The sequence below is a fragment of the Aromatoleum sp. genome (assembly GCF_036675785.1).
In the GTDB taxonomy this organism is placed as follows: Bacteria; Pseudomonadota; Gammaproteobacteria; order Burkholderiales; family Rhodocyclaceae; genus Aromatoleum.
This window is the reverse complement of sequence record NZ_JAKFEF010000024.1, coordinates 78377-98141: the sequence shown is the minus strand read 5'-3', so window position 1 is coordinate 98141 and position 19765 is coordinate 78377. Positions and strand designations below refer to the sequence as shown.

Here is a 19765-nt window from a genome sequence, read left to right as displayed (position 1 = left end):
CGCGCGTAGCGTCTCGCGCGGCGCGCTTTCGCCGGGCCCTTGCGCGGCCTTCGTTCGCGACGCCGTTCGCGCCTATCTTTCGCGCCTATCTTTCGCGCGTCTCCTCGCGCGTCTTCGTCGAGCACGCTTGTTCGCGCAGCGCCTCGGCGGTGAGCTGGATCTTCTCCCAGTCGGGGTCGGGCAATTCGTCGAAGGCGTGGCGCAGCCGCGCGCTCCACAGCTTCCGCACCCGCTCGAAGTACGCGTTGTCCTCGCGGATCGTCACGTGGTGGCCGATCTCGAGCGCGTCGCGCTTATAGACGAGCAGATCGAGCGGCAAGCCGACCGACAGGTTCGAGCGGATGCTCGAATCCATCGACACCAGCGCGCATTTGACCGCGTCGTCGAGCGAAGTCTGGTGCGTGACCACACGCACGATGATCGGTTTGCCGTACTTCGACTCGCCGATCTGGAAATACGGCGTCTCCTGCGTGGCTTCGGTGAAGTTGCCCGCCGCGTAGATCTGGAACAGCCGCGGCTCCTCGCCATTGACCTGGCCACCGAGCAGCAGGCCGGCCGAGAAATCGACGCCGAATTCCTTCAGCGCTTCGCCGTCGCGGGCGTGAACCTCGCGCAGGCAGTCGCCGACGTGCTTCGCCGCTTCGAACATCGTCGGCACGTTGCACAGGTTGCGCGCGCCGCCGCCTTCGATCCGCTCGCGCAGCGTATTGACGACGGACTGGCTGATCGAGAGATTGCCGGCGGTCATCAGCACCAGCACGCGCTCGCCGCGGCGCTCGAAGAAATGCATCTTGCGGAAGGTGTTGATGTGGTCGACGCCCGCGTAGGTGCGGGAATCGGACAGGAAAACCAGACCTGCGTCGAGACGCATGGCGACACAGTAAGTCATGAGTCCCCCGGTTCGAGCGAGGAAGACGCCGTGCGCGACGCGCGGGAAGGCCGTGGCGCGGCGGGATCTCCCGATTGAACGGACAGTCGGGTACAGCGGACGATATTCTGCGCTACAGGCAGACAGGCTGCGCGTTTAGACCGGGCCGCACGGGTTTTGTGCGATGGATCTACGCATCGGAGGCGGAAACGGGCGCTGCAATCGCGGCGCCCGCCTCGATTCCCTGTCGACTCGTCGCCAAAGCCGCGTCGATTCCGCGTCGATTCCGCCTCAGTTCCGCTGCGAGCAGGCGTCCGGAGAGGCGCGGCGCGGCGCGTCGGACAGTAGATCCGCGAGGTAGCCGCTGCGCGCGAGCGACACGATCCACGCGAGCGGCACGATCACCGCGAGCGCGACGAGTCCGCGGCCCGCGACCGTCTGCTGGTCGAGCAGATAGAAGTTGCACAGCCGCGCCGGCGCGTCCTCGTAGAGCAGGCCGACGGCCGCGCTCATCCACGCCCAGTTGCCGACGAAGAACGCCTGCACGACGGGCGGGGCGGCGCGCCACGACAGCGCCATCGCGGCGCCGGCGGTGACGAGCGACGCGAACTTCGCGGCCTCGACCGCGGGCGACAGCAGCGCCTCGTCGAGTGCGCGGGGAATCATCCAGAACGCCGTCACAAGCAGGAACATCGCGAAGCCGGCGAGGCCGTGCGCGTTGAACGCGGCGATCGCGTCGCGCCCGGGACCCGGCAGCGACGCGCCGAGCAGCGCGCCGGCCGCGACGAGCAACGGAAACTGCATGAGCATATGACGCGCCATGTCGGCTTCGAGCCAGCCGCGCAGCGGCGGCACCGCGCAGGCGGAGATCGCCGACAGCGCGACGATCGCGCAGAGTCGGGCGGAGAGTCGGCGGTTCATCCGCGCGCTCCGCCCGCGAGCCCGGCAGCGTCGTACAGCGCCTGGCGGAAATTGCCGAGATCGTGGATGCGCACGAGCCGGCCGCCGGCGGTGACGACATGAAGCGCGGCGTTATGCACGTAGCCGCCAATCCCGTCCGGAATGACGACGATGCCGAAGCTCGCGAGGAGCGGCGCGAGTTCGTCGGGGTCGGCCGCGGTCGCGAAACGCCACAGCGCGGGATCCGCCGTCATCCGCTTCGCGTAGCCGGCAAGCGTCGCCGGGTCGTCGTGCGCCGGATCGAAACTGATCGTCAGCAGCCGCACGCGGTCCTGCAGGCCCTGCGCGACGATCTCCCGCTGCAGTTGCTGGAACTCGTTGCCGAGGACGGTGCAGATCGAGTCGCAGCGCGTGTAGATGAAATCGACGATGGCGATGCGCCCATCGTCCGCGAGGTTGGCGTGCAGCGCGCGGACGCCGCCGCTCGCATCGACGAGCGCGGCGTCCGCGACGGCGACCGGACGCTCGACCGCCGCGAGTCGGCGCGCCGAATCGCTGGTGACGACGCGGAAACCATCGGTCATGCCGGCGAAGGCAGCGAGCGCGAGGACCGCGAACACCACGACGGCGACGGCGGTGCGCACGGCGGGGCGCCCTACTTCAGCGCCGCGAGTTCGGCGCCGCCGTTCCACGGCGCGCTGCGCCCAGCGCTCGCCTTGCGCTGTGCCTCGACGGCGTCCGCGGTGACCGGCCCGGCCGCGTTGCCCCACGCGCCGCGCAGGTAGGTGAGCAGCGCGGCGAGCGCCTCGTCGTCGAGCTTGTCGCCGAACGCCGGCATCGCGCCGTTGTAGCTCGCGCCGGCCACCTCGATCGGACCGGTCACACCGTGCAGCAGCACCTGGATCAGCTTGCGCTCGTCGCCCGTCACCCACTCGGAGCCGGCGAGCGGCGGAAAGACCTGCGGGATGCCGACGCCGTTGGCCTGGTGGCACGCAGCGCAGTTGGCCGCGAAGAGCTGACCGCCGTCGACGGCCTTCGCCGGCACCGCGGCGAGGACGTCGAGGCCGCGCCGGTCGCCGAGCGCCGGCTCGGTGTCGGGCTGCGCGGTGTAGATGTAGGACACCGCCCAGACGAGGAGCGCCCCGATCATCGCCAGCAGGATCTTCGGCACCGGGTGCAGCGCTTCGTGCGGGTCGGGGTTCTCGCGCCGCTGCGGGATGTCGTTGTGGTTTCGGTCGGTCATCATCGGTTCCGTGTCATTGCGGGGACGCAGGCGCGGCGGCGAGCGGCGCGAGCGCCGGGAAAGTGCGGTCGAGGGCGAGCAGGTACGCGACGAGGTCCTGCGCCTCGCGCGTCGCGACGACGACACCCTGCGCCGGCGCGAACTCCGGCGGCAGCGCGACGACCTTGTCGCCCGGTTCCGCCGCGTCCTTGATCGCGAAGAGGAACGGGTATGCCGGCATGATGCTGCCCGGCGCGTAGGCCCGCGGCTGGTACAGGTGGCCGAGCTGCCAGTCGGCGCTCGGCTGGCGCGCGCCGATGTTCATCAGGTCGGGGCCGGTGCGCATCGTGCCGAGCAGGTGCGGCCGGTCGTAGTAGTAGTCGCTCGCGACCGACGGCCGCCCCCAGCCGCGCTCGCCGTCGGGCGCCTGGCTCGGGTCGCGCGGCTGCTGCGAATGGCAGTACATGCAGCCCTGCTTGATGTATTCCTGCCGCCCGCGCAGTTCGACTTCGGTGTAGGGCTTCAGCCCGGGCGTGGGCGGCACGTCCTTCAGTTGCACGTACGGCATGACCACGAGCGAGGCGGTCGCGACGGCCAGCGTGACCAGCGCGCCGGAGATGAGTTTGACGCCGTTTTCCATGATTCAGACCGCCGGAACGAGGGGACGGAGCAAGGCGGCTTCGTTGCGTTGCGGCCCCCGGCGCAGCGCCATTACCGTGAAGTGCGCGGCGAACACGAGATGACCGAACGTCATCAGCGCGCCGCCGATCGAGCGACCCTGCAGGTACGGCAGCGTCACGCGCACCGACTCGATGAACGGCTGGCTCGCGTCGAGCATCGCGAGGCCCTGCAGCACGCCGCCGGCCGTCAGCGTCACGAAATAGATCGCGAAGCCCACCGTCACGAGCCAGAAGTGCGCCGCGATCAGCTTCGGGTACGGCCATTCGCGCGACGCGATGCGCGGCATCGCGAAGTAGATCGCGCCGAACATCACGAGCGTCACGAAGCCGTACAGGCCGAGATGCGCGTGGGCGACGGTGAAGTGCGTGAAATGCGTGACCGTGCTGATGCTGCGCAGCGCCTCGAACGAGCCCTGGATCGAGCTCAGCGTGTACATCATTCCGCCGAGCACGATGAAGCGTAGCGTCGGCGAATGGCGCAGCGCCGCGAAGCGGCCGCGCATCGTCAGGTGCTGGTTCACCGAGAACGCGACGACCGGCACGATCATCATCATGCTCTGCACGATCGACAGCGTGACCAGCCACTCGGGCACCGGCCCGCCGACGAGATGGTGGCCGCCGACCTGGCCGTAGAAGAAGGCGAGGCACCAGAAGCCGATCAGCGACAGGTTGTACGACTGGATCGGCCGGCCGATCACTTTCGGCAGGAAATAGTAGACCGCGGCGAGCGACAGCGGCGTGTAGAAGAGGCCGAGCACGTTGTGGCCGAACCACCAGTTCATCGTCGCCTGCTCGACGCCGAAGTGCACGCCCGGCAGCTTCGCCACGAGGTACAGCACCGGGAACCAGAACAGCGCCGCGCCCATGTACCACACCGACACGTAGAGGTGCTCGACCTTGCGGCGGCGCAGCGTGAACACCAGTGGCAGCCCGATCAGCGCGCCGCCGACCGCGAACAACGTGCCGACCTGCCACGGAATCTCGAGCCACTCCATGCCATCGTTGATGCCCAGCGCGATGCACACGAGCCCGATGACGAGGCCGATGTTCCACAGCACCGCGCCCGCGATCGCGAAGCGCGCGCCGACGAGCTTCGTCTTCAGCAGTCGCGGCATCATCCACAGCGCGATGCCGAGCGCCGCCATTGGTGCCCAGCCGTACGCGACCGCGTTGAGGTGGAGCGTGCGGATGCGGCCGAACGTGAGCCACGCGTACTGCGTCAGCCAGTCCGGCTCGTGCAGCTTGATCGAGCTCGTCAGCCCGGCGAACGACGCCACCAGCAGCCACAGCACCGCGAAGCCGAGCAGCACGAACGCCGGCCGCGACGCTGAGCGGTCCGCTTCGAGCCGCGCCTGAATTTCGCCGGCGTCCGCTTCGACCGGCGGGTGGGCGGCGACGCTGTGCTGCAGCTGGCGTTCGGTGGCGGCCGTGACGGCCGGTTCCTCGACCCGGCCGATCTCGCCTTTCGGGAAGATCACCTTCGCGGCGGCCGGATCGGGATCGAGCACGCCCTTGCGCAGGGACCAGATGAAAAAAAGCAGCGCCGAGACGGCTATAACGAAAGACGAAAGCAGTAAGGTCGGGATGTCCATGGCTGTCGGGGTCGGGGGCCTGTTTTAAAGATGTATTTGACGCGAATGTTATTGCGGTGCAGGAAAAAAAGCAATTCGCCAAATATACTTTCCAGAGAACCACGACGTTTCGCGGCCCCTGGCTGCGCCCGAAGGCCCGACCGGTCGCCGCGCGCAGCGCAGCACGCCGCGGGACGATGCTTCGAAGGCGCACCGAACGACAGCGGCGCCGCCTTTCCGTCCTCGAAACGCCAACCCGGAGACCCCGCGATGAACGCAGACACCTCTTCCGACCTGTACCACCTGATCGCCGAACAGATGGGCGACGCGCTGATCTACGCCGACCGCGACGGCGTCATCCGCGAATGGAACGCCGGCGCCGAAGCGCTGTTCGGCTTCGCGAAGGCCGAGGCCGTCGGGCAGAGCGTCGAGCTGATCATTCCCGAGCGCCTGCGCGCCGCGCACTGGGCGGGCTTCGATCGGGCGATACAGAGCGGCGCGACCAAGTTCGGGCGGCGCGCGCTCCTCACCCGCTCGATGAATCGCGCGGGAGAAACGATCTACGTCGAAATGACATTCGCGGTCGTCGCCGACGGCGGGCGCGTCCTCGGCTCGGTCGCGATCGCGCGCGACGGCGCCCGCCGCCGCGACGACGAGCGCCGGCTGCGCGAATGCGAAGCCGCGCTAAGCGTCAGCCGCACGCCGCAGGAACCGGCGCAGCCGAACGATTGAAAAATGAACCGCGGAAACCCGGCCGCCCGGAATCGTCCTCCGCCGAACGTCGTTGGTCTGTGCAGGTCGGCGTGAGCCGCAGGCGAAGGCCGACGCCAAGGTTTCGGAAAGCCGTGGAATGCCGGACATCGCTCCGCCGGGGGCCGACCTACGGTTCGGGGTCGCCCCGCTCGGCACAGTCCGCGTCGCGCTCCGACCGCCCGGGCGAACCCTTCTGCATCTCCGGCAATCCCTGCGCCGCCTTCTGCACGTCGGGCGGAAAATCCTCCATCTCCTGCACCTGGCGGATCTCGATGATCTCGTTGTCCGCCATCGGGGAGCGCGACGCCCAGTCGATCGCCTCCTGCTTCGAATTCACGCGGATCATCCAGTAGCCGCCGAGGACCTCCTTCGCCTCCGGGAACGGCCCCTCGGTCACGGTCGGCTTGCCGCCCGAAAACGACACGCGCGCGCCCATCGACGGCGGGTGCAGGCCGTCGAGCGCGAGCAGCACGCCGGCTTTCTGCAGTGCCTCGTTGTATTTCATCATCGCCTCGACGGCCTTCGCGTCGGGCGCTGTGCCGGGCGGCGCGCTCTCGTAGCCCTTCGGGATCACCAGCATCATGAAGCGCATTGCGGCCCCCTCACTGGTCCTTCTCGCAGTTGATCATCCACGGCACGCCGAAGCGGTCTGTGCACATGCCGAAGCGCACCGCCCAGAACGTCTTTTCGAGCGTCATCATGACCGAGCCGTTTTCGGACAACGCGTTGAAGAGACGCTCGGCCTCGGCGATCGAGTCGACGTTGAGCGTCACCGAGCAGCCCTTGATGCCCTCGTGCGGGTACTGCGGCGTCGTGTCGGAGCCCATCAGCTTCTGGCCGTCGATGACGAGGCACGCGTGCATGATGCGATCGCGGGACTCGGGCGGGATGTCGCCGCATTCCGGCGAGTCGCTGTACGGCAGCATCGCCTCGAGCTTGCCGCCGAAGCACTGCTCGTAGAACTTGAAGGCCGCCTCGCACTGGCCGTCGAACATCAGGTACGGATTCAGTCGCATGATTCGCTCCTTTGCCTGAACAGCGATGTCGGCGAGCCGGTTACGGCTCGAGCCACAGCACTTTGCTGCTTTCCATGTCGAACGGCGCCGAGAAGTGCTCATGCACGACCTGCCACCGTCCGTCGCTGCGCCGGTAGCCGACGGTCATCCGCATCCAACCGATCGTCTCCTTGCCGTCCGGCCCCGTGCCGCCGCAGCGGTTCAGCGCATGCGCGAACGCGACGTCCTCGCCCGCAAAGATCTGCAGCTCGTGCAGCTCGAACACCGTCGGCCCCGTGCACATCGTCATGCACTGCTCCCAGTGCCGGCGATACGCCTCGACGCCGCGAAACTGCAGCTTCAGGATCGCGTCGTACGCGACGATGTCGGGCGCGTAGCGCGAGACGATACGGCCGATGTCCTGGGCGCAGACGGCCTGCCGCCAGTCTTCGAGAATCGCGCGGATTTCGGCTTCGGCGCCGACCGGGGTGGCTTCGGCATTCATGATCTGTCCTCCTTCGATGGGACGGCTGCGGAGGCGGGTCGCGCCGCGGCCGGCTCTCCGGGCAGCGCTCGCAATTTCCCGACGCCCGGGCGGGGTCGCCCCGAGCGAGGGCTCGTCGAAAGCGATCCTGAAGACTAGAACAAGGTTCGCGGTACCGCAGCCCGGTTTTTCGGATCGCCCCGGTCGGTGCGACGCTCCGCACGCGTACAAAAAAAACGGGCGCGAACCGGAAGACCGGCCGCGCCCGTGTTCGCCGCCGTCGCGGCGAGCGTCACATCGCCCGCGTCACGCGGACTGCTGAATGCCTGCGACCGCCCAGCCGCGAGGACCCGCGACCGGCTTCGTCAGGTGCCAGCGCTCGTCGAACGCGACCGGCGCGGCGTCCCTTTCCTCGCGGATCAGGCCATGGAAGCGGACGCTGACGAGGTAGCGCTGCGCTTCCTCGACGCATTCGACGATGTCGGCGTGCAGGTCGACGACTTCGGTGCGCTGCGCGACGTCGCCGCGCTCCTGCAGTTGCAGTTGCAGCTCGGCGAACATCTCCGGCGTGACGAACTCGCGCAGGTCGTCGAGGTTGCCTTCATCGTTGGCCGCCTGCAGCCGGACGAAATTGACTTTCGCCTGGCGCACGAAGGCGTCCGCGTCGAAGCCCGCGGGAAGCGCCGAAGCGGGCTGTGCCGAGGCGCCGGCCAGCGGCGTCGCGACCGCGGGCGGGGCCGACATCGGGATGCTGCCGCCGCCGGCGCCCATGCCGGCATACTGCATTCCCTGTGGCGCCGCGCGTTTGCGCGTCAGCAGGCGGAAGACGACGAACGCGGCCATCGCGAGCAGCGCGATCATCAGGATGTTCGCGAATCCTTCGCCGAGGCCGAGGCTCGACGCGAGCGCCGCGAGGCCGAGACCGGCGGCGAGGCCGGCGACAGGTCCGAGCCAGCTGTTCTTCTTCGCCGCCTGTCCGGCCATCGCGCCGGCGGCAGGGGCATCGGCGGTACGGGCAGCCGGCGCGGTGGGCGCCTGGGGCGTCGCGTCGCGCTGCGTACCGAAGGATTTGCCGCCGCCGAGGCGTTTCGCCTCCGCGTCGGGCATGGTCAGCCCCACGCTCAGCACGAGCGCGAAGACGGTCAGAAGGATGCGTTTCATCGAGGTAGGAACTCCAGTGGGTTGAACAGCACGGAACAAGGTTTCACAAAGCCGCCCGTGCGGCACGAGCGCCGCACGGGCGCGGTCGCGAGGGTCGAACGGGGCGGGACAGGATTTCGCAGGTCACGAACGGAATGCTTTCAGTCGGCGTACACGCGCCGGTACTTGCGCTCCAGCCGCCGCGCCGCGCCTTTCAGCGCATCGTCGATCGATTGCAGCCAGTCACGCGACGTCGCCGCTACCACGACGTCGCCGGTGCCGACGACGTTCAGGCGCACTTCGCAGCGCTTGCCGGCACCCCCGGCGTCGCGCTCGACTTCGGACAGACGGACGACCGCACGCGGAACGAGCCACGCGAGGCGGCGCAGCACGAAGCGCAGGCGCGCGCGGATTGCGTTCGACAGCCGGTCCGCGGTGCGCCGCGGGGCTTCGACGAGTACCTCCATCGGAATCCTCCTGTTGCAGGACGAGCCGGGAACGATACGCAGCCTTTTACTTCCAATGAAGGTGAATTTGTCGTACTTTTAGTTCTGAAAAACGGAACCGCCATGCACCCCGTAAACTTTCGCCATCTCTATTACTTCTGGGTCGCAGCCAAGGAAGGGGGCATCGCGCGGGCAGCCGAGCGGCTCGACATGGCGGTGCAGACGGTGAGCACGCAGGTCCGCGAACTCGAGCGCTCGCTCGGTCACGCGCTCTTCCGTTCGGCGGGGCGCGGCATCGAGCTGACCGACGCCGGGGCGACCGCCGCGCACTACGCCGAGCAGATCTTCCAGCTCGGCGAAGCGCTGCCGGCGGCGGTGCAGGAGGCCGCGGCGGCGAAGGGCGTCCGCCTCGCGGTCGGCATCGCCGACAGCCTGCCGAAGCTCGCGGTCCGGCACCTGCTGCAGCCCGCGGTGCAGGCGCCGGACCTGCGTCTGCTGTGCCACGAAGACAACTTCGACGACCTGCTCGCCGAACTCGCGCTGCACCGCCTCGACGTCGTGCTCGCCGACCGTCCGGCGCCGACGAACCGGAACCTGCGCGTCTTCAGCCACCGGCTCGAAAAAACATCGCTCGCGTGGTACGCGCCCGCCGCGCTGCTGGATGGCGCGAACATCGAATTTCCCGCGTGCCTCGGCCGGCTCCCGGTGCTGATGCCGACGACGCATTCCGCGGTGCGCGCGCGGCTCGACGACTGGCTCGCGCGCCATGGCATCCGGCCGAGAATCGTCGGCGAGTTCGAGGACCACGCGCTGCTCGCGACGTTCGGCGAAAGCGGCCTCGGCGTCTTCCCGGCGCCCGAATGGTCGTCCGACGAACTCACCCGCGGCCGCGGCTTGACGCTCCTCGGCCGCTGCCCCGACGTCGTCGAGAATTTCTACGCGATCCTCGCCGACCGCAAAGTCGAACACCCGGCGATCCGCAAACTGCTGGCCCAGGCCGGCGGCGAAGCGGCGCGGTCAGCCGACACGGCCGATCCGACCCGGGGCCCGGCTCGGCGCCCGACGGAGCCGTCGTAGGTCGGGGTGAGCGAAGCGAAGCCCGACGCCGGGGCGCCGTTCCGGCACGCAGCGGCGAGGCCGTCCCGCCCTCAAACCGTCACGAGCACGTCGCACTGCGACTCGGCGAGGACGTGCTTCGTCACGCTGCCGAGCAGCAGGTCCTCGACCGCGCTTTCGCCGTGCTTGCCGACGACGATCAGGTCGCAGTCCTGTTCCTGCTCCTGTTCGACGATGTTCCGCGACGCGTCGCCGTGGACGACGACGAGCCGCGTCGTGTCGGGCGCCAGCCCCGCCTCGTCGCGCAATTGCCGCAAATTCGCGAGCGCGTCCTGCTTCGCGGCGACGCGGTAGCGGTGGATCAGGTCGGCCTCGACGCCGGCCAAGCGTAACTTGCCCTCGACGGGGACTTCGAACGCGTGCAGCAGCACGATGTTCGCGTCCGGAGCGGCCGCCCGCGCGGCGCGCACGGCGCGCATCGAGTACGCCGAGAAATCGACCGGCACGAGCAGGCAGCGGTACGGCTCGTGCGGCGGCTGCTTGACGACCAGCATCGGCCGCGGCGTCTTGCGCAGCATCCGTTCGGCGGTGGAGCCGAGCAACAGGTGGCGCATGAAACTGCTGCCGCGGGCGCCGAGAACGAGCAGATCGACGGCTTGCGCATGGGCGGACAGTTCCTGAATCAGCGGCCCGATCGCGACCCGCACGCCTGCGGTGATGCCTCGATGCTTCTGCACGGTTGCACCCAGCTCGCGCAATTCGTCCCGCGTCGCGTCGACCACACGTTGCGCGACCTCAGCGGGCATGTCGGCGACGAGCTGCCGCAGCTTTTCGATCGGCGCGGGATTCACGACATGAAGCAGGTCGAGGCTCGCGCCGAGTTCGCGGGCGAGGAGCGCCGCCCGTTCCGCGGCGTGCCGCGCGGGAGCGGAAAGATCGGTCGCGGCGAGCAGCCGCTTGAAGGGAGTCACTGCGAATTTCTCCGTTCGACGTTGGGAGGGACGGCCAGGGTCCGCCGGGTTGATCGTAGCTGCGATCCGGTGAGAATTCGCGCTGAACGCCTGCTGCCGATCTCCGCCGCACCGAGCCGGTCCACAGTTTAGCCTTCCCCCCGCCATCCCCCGAGGGGCCGGACGATGGACGAAGCGTTCGTTCGGCGGCTTCGCGTCGCGTACGCCCCGACCTGTCGTTCTCGAACCCGGAACGACTGAAAGCGATCGCGCTGAGCCGTCCGGCCGCACGACGAATGCTGGTGCGCTACCCGTTCGCGGTGCGCTGCGGACGACGGACGCTTGTCGCACCCGCCTGTTCTTCGCTACCCTGCGTCGCGTCGAATTTGCCGTGGTATGGTTCGCGGTCACTTTCTTGGCACCGCGCGGGTGAGGTCCCGGGGCCTGCCGTCGCGTCATTCCGTGCTGATCGAATAGTCCCGCTGAATAGTCCGCTTCCCGCTCACGGCCCGATGCTGCTTGCTTCCCTCGTTTTCGTTCCCTTCATCGGCAGCCTGATCGCGGCGCTGCTGCCGCAAAACGCGCGCAACGGCGAGGCGTGGCTCGCGGCCGGCGTGGCGGGCTGGGGCCTGCTGGTCGCCGCGTCGCTGTACCCGGACATCTCGGCCGGGGCGATCCTGCGCACGGAGTTCGCGTGGCTTCCGGCGCAAGGTCTCCATTTCGTGCTGCGGGTCGACGGACTCGCCTGGGTCTTCACGCTGCTGGTGCTCGCGATCGGGCTGCTGGTGATCGTGTACGCGCGCTACTACATGTCGCCGGAAGATCCGGTGCCGCGCTTCTTCTCGTTCCTGCTGGCCTTCATGGGGTCGATGCTGGGCGTGGTGCTGTCGGGCAACCTGGTTCAGCTGGTGGTGTTCTGGGAGCTCACCAGCCTCACGTCTTTCCTGCTGATCGGGTACTGGCATCACCGCGCCGATGCCCGCCGCGGCGCGCGGATGGCCTTCACCGTGACGGGGGCCGGGGGCCTGTGCCTTTTCGCCGGCGTGCTCGTGCTCGGACACATCGTCGGCAGTTACGATCTCGACGTGGTGCTGGCGGCGGGCGACACGGTCCGCAGCCACGACCTGTATCGCGTCGCGCTGGCCCTGATTGCGCTCGGGGCGCTCACGAAGAGCGCGCAGTTTCCGTTCCATTTCTGGCTGCCGCACGCGATGGCGGCGCCGACGCCGGTGTCGTCCTACCTGCACTCGGCGACGATGGTCAAGGCGGGGGTGTTCCTGCTCGTGCGGCTGTGGCCGACGCTGTCCGGGACGCCGGAATGGACCTGGATCATCGGCGGCGCGGGGGTCTGCACGCTGCTGCTCGGCGCGTTCATCGCGATCTTCCAGCACGACCTGAAGGGTTTGCTGGCGTATTCGACGATCAGCCACCTCGGCCTGATCACCGTGCTGATCGGGATCGGCACGCCGCTGGCGATGGTCGCGGCCCTCTTCCATATCCTCAACCACGCAACGTTCAAGGCCTCGCTGTTCATGGCGGCCGGGATCATCGACCACGAAACCGGCACGCGCGACCTGCGCATCCTCGGGGGGCTGCTCCCGAAGCTGCCGTTCACGGGAATGCTCGCGATCGTCGCCAGCGGGGCGATGGCAGGCGTGCCGCTGCTGAACGGCTTCCTGTCGAAGGAGATGTTCTTCGCGGAAACGCTCCTCGTCGGCGGCGACACAAACTGGTGGATGTCGGTGGCCGCGGTCGCGATGGGGATGTTCGGCGTCGCGTATTCGCTGCGCTTCATTTCGATCTTCTTCGGCCGGCCTTCGGGGGAGCTCCCGCGCGAGCCGCACGAGCCGCCGCGCTGGATGCGTTTCCCGGTGGAATTGCTGGTGCTCGCCTGCCTCGTCGTCGGGATCATCCCGGCGCGCAGTATCGGGCCGTTCCTCGATATCGCGGCCACCGCGACCTTGGGCGTGAGTACCCCGCGCTACGACCTCGCCGTCTGGCACGGCGTCAATTTGCCGCTGATGATGAGCGTCGTGGCGCTGCTCGGCGGCGTGACGTTCTATGCGGTGCTGCGGCGGCACTTCAACCTGCGGCAGCGGACGAACGTGCCGTTGATCGATCGCTTCAACGGCGCCCAGGCCTATGAGACCTCGATGGCGTACCTGACGCGTTCGGCTGCATGGCTGTTGCAGCACCTCGGCACGACGCGTCTGCAGGCGCAACTGCTGATGATGATGCTGGCGCTGCTGGTCGTTCCGCTGCTGTTGGCCGGCACGCCGCCGGACTGGACCGTACTGCCGGTGCACGGCTTCGATCCGCTCTTCGCCGGCATCTGGATCATCGGCGGGACCTGCGCGGTCGCGGGCGCGTGGATGGCGAAATTCCATCGCCTCGCGGCGCTGATGCTGATCGGCGGCACCGGCATCGTAACCGCGGCGACTTTCCTGTGGCTGTCGGCGCCCGACCTCGCGTTGACCCAGTTGATGGTGGAAACCGTCACGACAGTGCTGATCGTGCTCGGCCTGCGCTGGCTGCCGCCGCGCATCGAGCCGAAGGTGCTTCAGCTGAGCATCCCGCGCCGCGTCTGGCTGCGCCGCTCGCGCGACATGACGATCGCGGTGGTCGGCGGCCTCGCGATGGCGGCGCTGACCTATGCGGTGCTGGTGCATCCGGCGTCGAACACGATCTCCGACTTCTTCCTGGTCAACGCGCTGAGCGGAGGCGGCGGCAGCAACGTCGTGAACGTCCTGCTCGTGGATTTCCGCAGCTTCGACACGCTCGGCGAGGTCACGGTGCTGGCGGTCGTCGCGCTCACCGTGTATGCGTTGCTGCGCCGCTTCCGGCCCGCACCCGACAGTGCCGAGATCCCGCCGCAGCAGACAAATGACCTCGATCCCGCATCCCGGCAGACCCCGGCCGAGCAGGCCAATCGCGGCTACCTGCTGGTGCCCGGCATCTACCTGCGCCTGCTGCTGCCGTTCATGGGGGTGATCGCCGTTTACTTCTTCATGCGCGGACACAACCTCCCCGGCGGAGGCTTCGTCGCGGGCCTGATCTTCGCGGTCGCGATCCTGGTCCAGTACATGCTCGCCGGCGCCGTCTGGGTCGAGAGCCACCTCAGCCTGCGACCCCACCGCTGGCTGGGATTCGGACTGATCCTCGCGGGTGCGACCGGCATCGGCGCGTGGCTGTTCGGCCATCCCTTCCTGACGACGCATACCGCCCACGTCGACTGGCCGCTGCTCGGCGAACTGCATCTGCCGAGCGCTTTCGTGTTCGATCTCGGCGTGTTCACGGTGGTCGTCGGGACGACGATGCTGATGCTGGTCGCGCTGGCGCACCAGTCCTTGCGGGGCCACCGCGTGCCGGTGGCCGGAGCGCCCGACGCCGAGCGGCCGGCGCCCGGCGGGAGGGCGGCCTGATGGAAATGGTGGTCGCGATTGCGGTGGGAGTGATGTTCGGTTCGGGGATCTGGCTGATCCTGCGCCCGCGGACCTTCCAGCTCATCACCGGGCTGCTGCTGATGTCCTATGCGGTCAACCTGTTCATCTTCGCGATGGGGCGCCTGTGGGTCGACCGGGCGCCGATCACCCCTGATGCGCTCGTCGATCCAGCGCAGTTCGCCGACCCGCTGCCGCAGGGGCTGGTGCTGACCGCGATCGTGATCGGCTTCGCGACGACCGCGCTCTACCTGGTGATCATGATCGGCGCGCGCGGCCTGACCGGCAGCGACCATGTCGACGGCGAGGAGCCCCGCGAATGACCGCGATGCCCTGGCTGCAACATCTCATCGTCGTTCCGGTCCTGCTGCCGCTGCTGATCGGGGCCTTCATCATCCCGGTAACCCAGAGCCGGCATGGGCTGAAATTTGCGCTGAGCCTGTCGAGCACCGTGCTGCTGTGGGTGGTGGGCGTCGTGCTGCTGCTGAAGGTCGATGGCGGGCATTGGCCGAACGGCATCGGCGTGTATCTCGCGTCGAACTGGGCCGCGCCGTTCGGCATCGCGCTGATGGTCGATCGGCTCACGGCCCTGATGCTCGTGCTGACGGCGACGATCGCACTCGCGGTGCTGGTGTTCTCGGCGCAGCGCTGGGACCGCGTCGGCGTGCATTTCCATTCGCTGTTCCAGTTCCTGCTGATGGGGCTCAACGGGGCGTTCCTGACGAACGACCTGTTCAACCTGTTCGTGTTCTTCGAAGTGATGCTCGCCGCGTCCTACGGGCTGGTGCTCCACGGCTACAACCTGCGCCGTATCCGCGCCGGCATGCAGTACATCGCGATCAACCTGGTCGCATCCTTCATGTTCCTGATCGGCGTCGCGCTGATCTACGCGGCGACCGGCACGCTCAACATCGCCGACCTCACCGGCCGCGTCGGCCTGCTCGGCGCGCAGGACGCCTACCTGCTGCGCATCGGTGCGAGCGTGCTGGCGCTCGCGTTCCTGACGAAAGGCGCGATGTGGCCGCTTGGCTTCTGGCTGCCCGGCACCTACGCGTCCGCGTCGCCGCCGGTGGCCGCGATGTTCGTGCTGATGACCAAGGTCGGCGTGTATGCCGTGTTGCGGGTGTGGCTCGCGGTGTTCGGGAACGAGGCGGAGGCGCTCGCGGGTTTCGGCTTCGCGGCGCTGACGCTCGGCGGCATGGCGACGCTGCTGTTCGGTGCGATCGGCATGCTCGCGAGCCAGGACGGCGGGCGCATGGCGGGCTATGGCGCGGTCGTCTCGTCGGGCACGGTGCTCGCGGTGATCGGTCAGTCCGGCCCGGGCGTGCTCGCGGCGGGCCTGTACTACCTGCTCGGGTCGACGCTGGCGATGGCGGCCTTCATGTTGCTGATCGAACTCACCGAGCGGATCCGGCCGCCCGGCGCGTCGCTGCTGGCGATCACGATGGAGGCGTTCGCGATCGAGGACAAGCCGGAAGACCCAGTCGGCGTCGGCATCCCCGGTACGCTGGCCTTCCTCGGCCTGAGCTTCGCCGCGTGCGCCCTCGTGATCAGCGGCCTGCCGCCGCTGTCGGGCTTCGTCGCGAAGTTCAGCCTGTTTCACGCGCTGCTCGAAGCGTCGGCCGGCCGGCCGGAAGGCGTGCCGGCGACGACCTGGGTGCTAATCACGCTGGTGGTAATGGCCGGCCTTGCGGCGATCATCGCGCTGATGCGGCTCGGCGTGCGGACCTTCTGGGCTTCGGGAGCGGTGACGCCGCCGGCGCTGCAATTCTCGGAGGCGGCGCCGGTGACGGCGCTCGTCGTGTTGTGCGTGCTGCTGACGGTTCAGGCCGGGCCGGTGTTCGACTACCTGGGCCGCACCGTCGATGGACTGTCGCGCAGTGCCGAATACAGCGAGCGCGTGCTGGGCGAGTTGCCGGTGATCCGTGCGCCGGCCGACGGAGGCCCGCGATGAGGCGCTGGCTGCCTTCGCCGCTGCTGTCGGTCTGCCTGCTGCTGATGTGGCTGCTCCTCAGCCAGAGCGTCGCCCCCGCGCACTGGCTGCTCGGCGGCCTGCTCGGGATCGTCGCGCCGCTGCTCGCGCGGCCGCTGCAGCCTCACGGGCACCCGCACGTCGCCAGACCGTTCGCGTTCGGCCGGCTGTTGTGGCTGTCCGCGATCGAGATCGTGCGCTCGTGCTTCAACGTCGGCGGCATCATCCTGTTCCGCCGGTCGGCGCAGGTGAATTCGCAGTTCGTCCGCGTGCCGCTCGATCTGCGCAATCCGCACGGCCTCGCGCTGCTGTCCTGCCTGATCAACTCGACGCCGGGGACGGTCTGGGTCGAGATCCTGCCCGACACCCACGAACTGCTCCTGCACGTGTTCGACCTGCACGACGAACAATGGTGGGTGGATACGATCAAGGCCCATTACGAGCAGCCGATCATCGAGTTGTTCGAACCTTCCGCGTTGGCGGATCGAGGAGAGAAGGCATGACGACCGCGACGCTGCTGTCCGCCGCAATCACCTTCGCGCTCGCGTGCGTGGTGCTCGCGATGGTTCTTTGTACCGTGCGCCTGCTGATCGGCCCGTCGGCGCAGGACCGTGTGCTGGCCCTCGACACGCTGTGGATGTGCACGATGCTGCTCGCGCTGATGCTCGGCATCCGCCACGGCAGCGAGATCTACTTCGAAGCGGCGCTGCTGATCGCGCTGATCGGCTTCGTGTCGACGATCGCGCTGGCGAAGTTTCTGATGCGGGGGGAGGTGATCGAATGAGCGTCGCCGAATCGCTCCCGTGGTGGGCCGCGCTGCCGGTCGCGTTCCTGCTCGTACTGGGCGGCGTGATCGCGCTGATCGGCACGATCGGGCTGCTGCGCCTGAAAACCTTCTACCAGCGCATCCACGGCCCGGCGATCACCATCACGCTCGGGGCGGGCTGCATTCTCGTCGCGTCGATGATCCATTTCACCGTCGCCCAGTCGAGGCTGGTGATTCACGAACTGCTCATCGGCGTGTTCGTGCTGATGACCGCGCCGGTCGTCGCGATGATGATCATGCGCGCGGCGGTCTATCGGGACCCGCAGCACAAGCGCTCCGCAGGCTCGGACGATCCGGGTGCGGGAGACAGAGGGCTGAGGTAGGCGCGCGGCGACCCGAGGTCCTCACCCGCACCGACACGGCACCGGCTTGTTCCGGTCTTGCTGGGCGTCATCCGGCTACAGCCGCAAATACCCGGCCCGCAGGAGCCCGCCGCCGCACGATCGTGACCGCGGCATCCTGAGCCTGCGCGAGCGCGCCGGCGTGTGGTGCACCGGCACGCTCCGACGTCCTGTTCGTCCGGCGGGTACCGAAGCGGCCGCGCGGGCGATCGAGTCGCCGACTTGGGCGCCGCACGCCGTGCCCGGCGGTCGCAACAACACCCGCGGCCATCGCTAATACCTCCCCGCCAGCGCGACGTCGTGCGCCGATCCGAGACTTTCGCCCGCGCGGCCTTCGTCATCGCCCTCGCATAATTCGGGACAAACGCGCCGATTCGCAGCGCCCAGTGTTCCCCCGATTGCCAGGAGAAAAAGAACATGCCGAAACGCACGGCCCTGCTGCTCGCCGTCGGCCTGCCCCTGTCCCTCACCGCACTCGCCGATGGCGGCGGGCGCGCGAAGTTCACCGAGATGGGCATGAATATCGCACCGCTGATCGGCGCCGCGGACTACTGCGGCAGCAGGGGCGGTCAGACGCTGCTCGACGCGTACGCGCGCGGTCTCCCGCACTTCGATCTGAGCCCCACCGACATCATTGCCGTGCTCGTCGTCGTGGAAGAGCGCCGCCGGCAAGCGCGCGAACAAAGCGCCGCGACTTTCGCCAATCGCCCCTGCCCCGCGCAGACGCGCGACAAGATGCAGCAATCGCTGCAGGAGATGGAAAACGCCTGGTACCGCGTCGTGCGCAACGACACCGGGGTCGACCTCCGGTCGGCCGCGCCGGTCCCGGTCGCGACCGCGACCACCCCGAGGTCCACACCGACCTCGGGGCTATGCACGAAAGGCGCCGCGGTCAGCGTGCTATACGGCGGGCAATGGTATCCCGCCAAGGTGCTCGACGGCCCCGACCACATGGGAACCTGCCTGGTCTCCTACGACGGCTACGGTTCAAACTGGGACGATTGGGTCAACGCTACGCGCATGCGGCCGGCCGCGGGCACGCAGTCGTCACCGGGCAGGACTGCCCAAGCCGCCCCCGCCTCCACGACCCCGCCACCCGCAACCAGCGGGTCAAGCGCGATCCCGACCGGGAAGTACAGCTGCTACACCTTCGACAACGGTCAGCTCAACTACACTTACACGGACGTCGTCATCCAGCCCGGCGGCGGTTACGCGGTGGGCAACGACAGCGGCAGCTACACGCTCTCCGACGGCGGCGCGATGCGCTTCACCGGCACGATGGCCAACGCGACCGGCAAGTTCTCCATGAAAAACGGCGGCAAGCCGCAGATCGATCTCGTGTTCAACGGCGACGCGCGGGCGTCGATGAGCTGCCCGAAGGGGCGCTGAAGGAGGGGTGACATGAGGCTAGCCTCACGACGGATCTTCCTGCTGCCCCTCGCGATCACAATCGCCCTCCCGGCATCGGCACAGGCTCCGAACCCGCTCGGTGTCGAGTGGGTTAGCGGCGGCAAGCCCGCGTCGCCGACGCCGGCCCGCAGCGCAGGCAATCCGCAGGCAGTGTTCCATTACCCAGCGCTGGCCCGTGATGCAGACCTTGCCGGCGGTGGCGCGCTGCCACGCCGCAGCGGCCTCAGCCAACGATGGCCGCAGCGCGCGCCGCAGGGTTGCGAAGAAGTTCGCCACACCCTTGCCGTTCTCCGGTGCGAGCAAGTAATGCAGGCACAGCGCCTCATCCGGGTGCTCGGCGACGCGCTGCTGCAGGGCCTCGTTCTGGTCCACGAAGAGCTCGTAGGCGAGCTCCGCGTCGCGCACCGGGTCATTGCGCGTCGTCGTGCAGAGCTTGTAGTCCTTCACCAGCCGGTGATACGGATTCTGCGGGAAGGCGACGGGCGAAAGCTCCAGCGTGTCGATCAGCGGCAGGCGATGCAGTGCGAGTTCGGGGTGCAGCGCCGCGAGCGCGGGCTGGTCGAAAGCCACGACGTTGTGGCCGAGGACGAAGGCCGCGCCTTTAGTTATCGCATCGAGCTTGCGGACGAGATCGGGCGCCTTGCCGGCGAGCTTCAGCCGCGTGTCGAGGTCGGGGCGGAACGCGCCGAGCTCGCGCAGACTCATGCGGTC

22 protein-coding genes are annotated in these 19765 nt (G+C 68.4%); 9 read left to right on the top strand and 13 right to left on the bottom strand.

Features of this window, described 5'->3' with window-relative positions:
* Window positions 1-85: 85 nt before the first annotated feature.
* The 6 genes from V6M37_RS06405 to V6M37_RS06380 all read right to left on the bottom strand — a co-directional run bounded on the left by V6M37_RS06405 (window position 86) and on the right by V6M37_RS06380 (window position 5262).
* On the bottom strand, window positions 86-889 hold the full coding sequence (locus V6M37_RS06405; RefSeq protein ID WP_332671693.1) for a proteasome-type protease: 804 nt from the start codon (window positions 887-889) through the stop codon (window positions 86-88).
* Window positions 890-1159: 270 nt separating this feature from the next.
* Window positions 1160-1789, bottom strand: a complete 630-nt coding sequence (locus tag V6M37_RS06400) for a hypothetical protein (RefSeq protein ID WP_332671692.1) — start codon at window positions 1787-1789, stop codon at window positions 1160-1162.
* Window positions 1786-2412 (bottom strand): SCO family protein, encoded by a 627-nt coding sequence (locus V6M37_RS06395; protein ID WP_332671691.1) that lies wholly within the window; start codon window positions 2410-2412, stop codon window positions 1786-1788. Before V6M37_RS06395 ends, V6M37_RS06400 begins: the two co-directional genes overlap by 4 nt.
* Window positions 2413-2423: 11 nt before the next feature.
* Complete coding sequence (locus tag V6M37_RS06390; protein ID WP_332671690.1) at window positions 2424-3014, bottom strand: c-type cytochrome; 591 nt, start codon at window positions 3012-3014, stop codon at window positions 2424-2426.
* 10 nt (window positions 3015-3024) lie between these two features.
* The gene (locus V6M37_RS06385; RefSeq protein ID WP_332671689.1) at window positions 3025-3630 is read right to left on the bottom strand and encodes a cbb3-type cytochrome c oxidase subunit II; all 606 of its coding nucleotides are present in this window, start codon (window positions 3628-3630) and stop codon (window positions 3025-3027) included.
* A 3-nt stretch (window positions 3631-3633) separates the two neighbouring features.
* Window positions 3634-5262 carry a cbb3-type cytochrome c oxidase subunit I gene (locus tag V6M37_RS06380; protein ID WP_332671688.1) on the bottom strand — a complete coding sequence of 543 codons (1629 nt, stop codon included), beginning with the start codon at window positions 5260-5262 and terminating at the stop codon, window positions 3634-3636.
* A gap of 249 nt (window positions 5263-5511) precedes the next feature.
* Here V6M37_RS06380 and V6M37_RS06375 point away from each other — a divergent pair, with 249 nt between their 5' ends.
* Entirely contained in the window at window positions 5512-5973 is a 462-nt protein-coding gene (locus tag V6M37_RS06375) for a PAS domain S-box protein (RefSeq protein ID WP_332671687.1), read from the top strand.
* A 148-nt stretch (window positions 5974-6121) separates the two neighbouring features.
* Here the strand turns inward: V6M37_RS06375 and V6M37_RS06370 are convergent, their stop codons facing one another.
* From V6M37_RS06370 to V6M37_RS06350, 5 genes are all read right to left on the bottom strand, one after another.
* On the bottom strand, window positions 6122-6586 hold the full coding sequence (locus tag V6M37_RS06370) for a YciI family protein (RefSeq protein ID WP_332671686.1): 465 nt from the start codon (window positions 6584-6586) through the stop codon (window positions 6122-6124).
* 10 nt (window positions 6587-6596) lie between these two features.
* Window positions 6597-7010, bottom strand: a complete 414-nt coding sequence (locus tag V6M37_RS06365) for a VOC family protein (protein WP_332671685.1) — start codon at window positions 7008-7010, stop codon at window positions 6597-6599.
* 40 nt (window positions 7011-7050) lie between these two features.
* Window positions 7051-7494: a YybH family protein gene (locus V6M37_RS06360; RefSeq protein WP_332671684.1), complete on the bottom strand. Its 444-nt coding sequence runs from the start codon at window positions 7492-7494 to the stop codon at window positions 7051-7053.
* Window positions 7495-7779: 285 nt separating this feature from the next.
* Window positions 7780-8634, bottom strand: coding sequence for a Tim44 domain-containing protein (locus V6M37_RS06355; protein ID WP_332671683.1), 855 nt, complete (start codon window positions 8632-8634; stop codon window positions 7780-7782).
* A 140-nt stretch (window positions 8635-8774) separates the two neighbouring features.
* Window positions 8775-9080, bottom strand: coding sequence for an HPF/RaiA family ribosome-associated protein (locus V6M37_RS06350; RefSeq protein ID WP_332671682.1), 306 nt, complete (start codon window positions 9078-9080; stop codon window positions 8775-8777).
* Window positions 9081-9182: 102 nt separating this feature from the next.
* Here V6M37_RS06350 and V6M37_RS06345 point away from each other — a divergent pair, with 102 nt between their 5' ends.
* Window positions 9183-10136, top strand: coding sequence for a LysR family transcriptional regulator (locus V6M37_RS06345; protein WP_332671681.1), 954 nt, complete (start codon window positions 9183-9185; stop codon window positions 10134-10136).
* 71 nt (window positions 10137-10207) lie between these two features.
* Here the strand turns inward: V6M37_RS06345 and V6M37_RS06340 are convergent, their stop codons facing one another.
* Window positions 10208-11086, bottom strand: coding sequence for a universal stress protein (locus V6M37_RS06340; protein ID WP_332671680.1), 879 nt, complete (start codon window positions 11084-11086; stop codon window positions 10208-10210).
* A 491-nt stretch (window positions 11087-11577) separates the two neighbouring features.
* Between V6M37_RS06340 and V6M37_RS06335 the strand changes: the two genes are divergently transcribed.
* From V6M37_RS06335 to V6M37_RS06305, 7 genes are all read left to right on the top strand, one after another.
* Window positions 11578-14487 (top strand): monovalent cation/H+ antiporter subunit A, encoded by a 2910-nt coding sequence (locus V6M37_RS06335; RefSeq protein ID WP_332671679.1) that lies wholly within the window; start codon window positions 11578-11580, stop codon window positions 14485-14487.
* Complete coding sequence (locus tag V6M37_RS06330; RefSeq protein WP_332671677.1) at window positions 14487-14828, top strand: Na+/H+ antiporter subunit C; 342 nt, start codon at window positions 14487-14489, stop codon at window positions 14826-14828. Before V6M37_RS06335 ends, V6M37_RS06330 begins: the two co-directional genes overlap by 1 nt.
* Window positions 14825-16459, top strand: a complete 1635-nt coding sequence (locus tag V6M37_RS06325) for a monovalent cation/H+ antiporter subunit D (RefSeq protein WP_332671676.1) — start codon at window positions 14825-14827, stop codon at window positions 16457-16459. The genes V6M37_RS06330 and V6M37_RS06325 overlap by 4 nt, the downstream gene beginning before the upstream one ends.
* Complete coding sequence (locus V6M37_RS06320; RefSeq protein WP_332671675.1) at window positions 16456-16980, top strand: Na+/H+ antiporter subunit E; 525 nt, start codon at window positions 16456-16458, stop codon at window positions 16978-16980. The genes V6M37_RS06325 and V6M37_RS06320 overlap by 4 nt, the downstream gene beginning before the upstream one ends.
* Window positions 16977-17261, top strand: a complete 285-nt coding sequence (locus V6M37_RS06315; protein ID WP_332671674.1) for a K+/H+ antiporter subunit F — start codon at window positions 16977-16979, stop codon at window positions 17259-17261. Before V6M37_RS06320 ends, V6M37_RS06315 begins: the two co-directional genes overlap by 4 nt.
* On the top strand, window positions 17258-17626 hold the full coding sequence (gene mnhG / locus V6M37_RS06310) for a monovalent cation/H(+) antiporter subunit G (RefSeq protein ID WP_332671673.1): 369 nt from the start codon (window positions 17258-17260) through the stop codon (window positions 17624-17626). The genes V6M37_RS06315 and mnhG overlap by 4 nt, the downstream gene beginning before the upstream one ends.
* Window positions 17627-18061: 435 nt before the next feature.
* The gene (locus V6M37_RS06305) at window positions 18062-19033 is read left to right on the top strand and encodes a hypothetical protein (protein WP_332671672.1); all 972 of its coding nucleotides are present in this window, start codon (window positions 18062-18064) and stop codon (window positions 19031-19033) included.
* A gap of 24 nt (window positions 19034-19057) precedes the next feature.
* Here V6M37_RS06305 and V6M37_RS06300 read toward each other — a convergent pair whose 3' ends face one another.
* Window positions 19058-19759 (bottom strand): hypothetical protein, encoded by a 702-nt coding sequence (locus V6M37_RS06300; RefSeq protein ID WP_332671671.1) that lies wholly within the window; start codon window positions 19757-19759, stop codon window positions 19058-19060.
* Window positions 19760-19765: the final 6 nt, after the last annotated feature.

What these genes read in the sequence shown, in the direction of transcription:
- V6M37_RS06320 (WP_332671675.1), top strand. Translation starts at nt 16,456, where the DNA reads ATGAGGCGCTGGCTGCCTTCGCCGCTGCTGTCGGTCTGCCTGCTGCTG.
- V6M37_RS06330 (WP_332671677.1), top strand. Translation starts at nt 14,487, where the DNA reads ATGGAAATGGTGGTCGCGATTGCGGTGGGAGTGATGTTCGGTTCGGGG.
- V6M37_RS06380 (WP_332671688.1), bottom strand. Translation starts at nt 5,262, where the DNA reads ATGGACATCCCGACCTTACTGCTTTCGTCTTTCGTTATAGCCGTCTCG.
- mnhG (WP_332671673.1), top strand. Translation starts at nt 17,258, where the DNA reads ATGAGCGTCGCCGAATCGCTCCCGTGGTGGGCCGCGCTGCCGGTCGCG.
- V6M37_RS06385 (WP_332671689.1), bottom strand. Translation starts at nt 3,630, where the DNA reads ATGGAAAACGGCGTCAAACTCATCTCCGGCGCGCTGGTCACGCTGGCC.
- V6M37_RS06355 (WP_332671683.1), bottom strand. Translation starts at nt 8,634, where the DNA reads ATGAAACGCATCCTTCTGACCGTCTTCGCGCTCGTGCTGAGCGTGGGG.
- V6M37_RS06405 (WP_332671693.1), bottom strand. Translation starts at nt 889, where the DNA reads ATGACTTACTGTGTCGCCATGCGTCTCGACGCAGGTCTGGTTTTCCTG.
- V6M37_RS06365 (WP_332671685.1), bottom strand. Translation starts at nt 7,010, where the DNA reads ATGCGACTGAATCCGTACCTGATGTTCGACGGCCAGTGCGAGGCGGCC.
- V6M37_RS06335 (WP_332671679.1), top strand. Translation starts at nt 11,578, where the DNA reads ATGCTGCTTGCTTCCCTCGTTTTCGTTCCCTTCATCGGCAGCCTGATC.
- V6M37_RS06360 (WP_332671684.1), bottom strand. Translation starts at nt 7,494, where the DNA reads ATGAATGCCGAAGCCACCCCGGTCGGCGCCGAAGCCGAAATCCGCGCG.
- V6M37_RS06345 (WP_332671681.1), top strand. Translation starts at nt 9,183, where the DNA reads ATGCACCCCGTAAACTTTCGCCATCTCTATTACTTCTGGGTCGCAGCC.
- V6M37_RS06350 (WP_332671682.1), bottom strand. Translation starts at nt 9,080, where the DNA reads ATGGAGGTACTCGTCGAAGCCCCGCGGCGCACCGCGGACCGGCTGTCG.
- V6M37_RS06315 (WP_332671674.1), top strand. Translation starts at nt 16,977, where the DNA reads ATGACGACCGCGACGCTGCTGTCCGCCGCAATCACCTTCGCGCTCGCG.
- V6M37_RS06375 (WP_332671687.1), top strand. Translation starts at nt 5,512, where the DNA reads ATGAACGCAGACACCTCTTCCGACCTGTACCACCTGATCGCCGAACAG.
- V6M37_RS06390 (WP_332671690.1), bottom strand. Translation starts at nt 3,014, where the DNA reads ATGATGACCGACCGAAACCACAACGACATCCCGCAGCGGCGCGAGAAC.
- V6M37_RS06305 (WP_332671672.1), top strand. Translation starts at nt 18,062, where the DNA reads ATGCCGAAACGCACGGCCCTGCTGCTCGCCGTCGGCCTGCCCCTGTCC.
- V6M37_RS06370 (WP_332671686.1), bottom strand. Translation starts at nt 6,586, where the DNA reads ATGCGCTTCATGATGCTGGTGATCCCGAAGGGCTACGAGAGCGCGCCG.
- V6M37_RS06400 (WP_332671692.1), bottom strand. Translation starts at nt 1,789, where the DNA reads ATGAACCGCCGACTCTCCGCCCGACTCTGCGCGATCGTCGCGCTGTCG.
- V6M37_RS06325 (WP_332671676.1), top strand. Translation starts at nt 14,825, where the DNA reads ATGACCGCGATGCCCTGGCTGCAACATCTCATCGTCGTTCCGGTCCTG.
- V6M37_RS06300 (WP_332671671.1), bottom strand. Translation starts at nt 19,759, where the DNA reads ATGAGTCTGCGCGAGCTCGGCGCGTTCCGCCCCGACCTCGACACGCGG.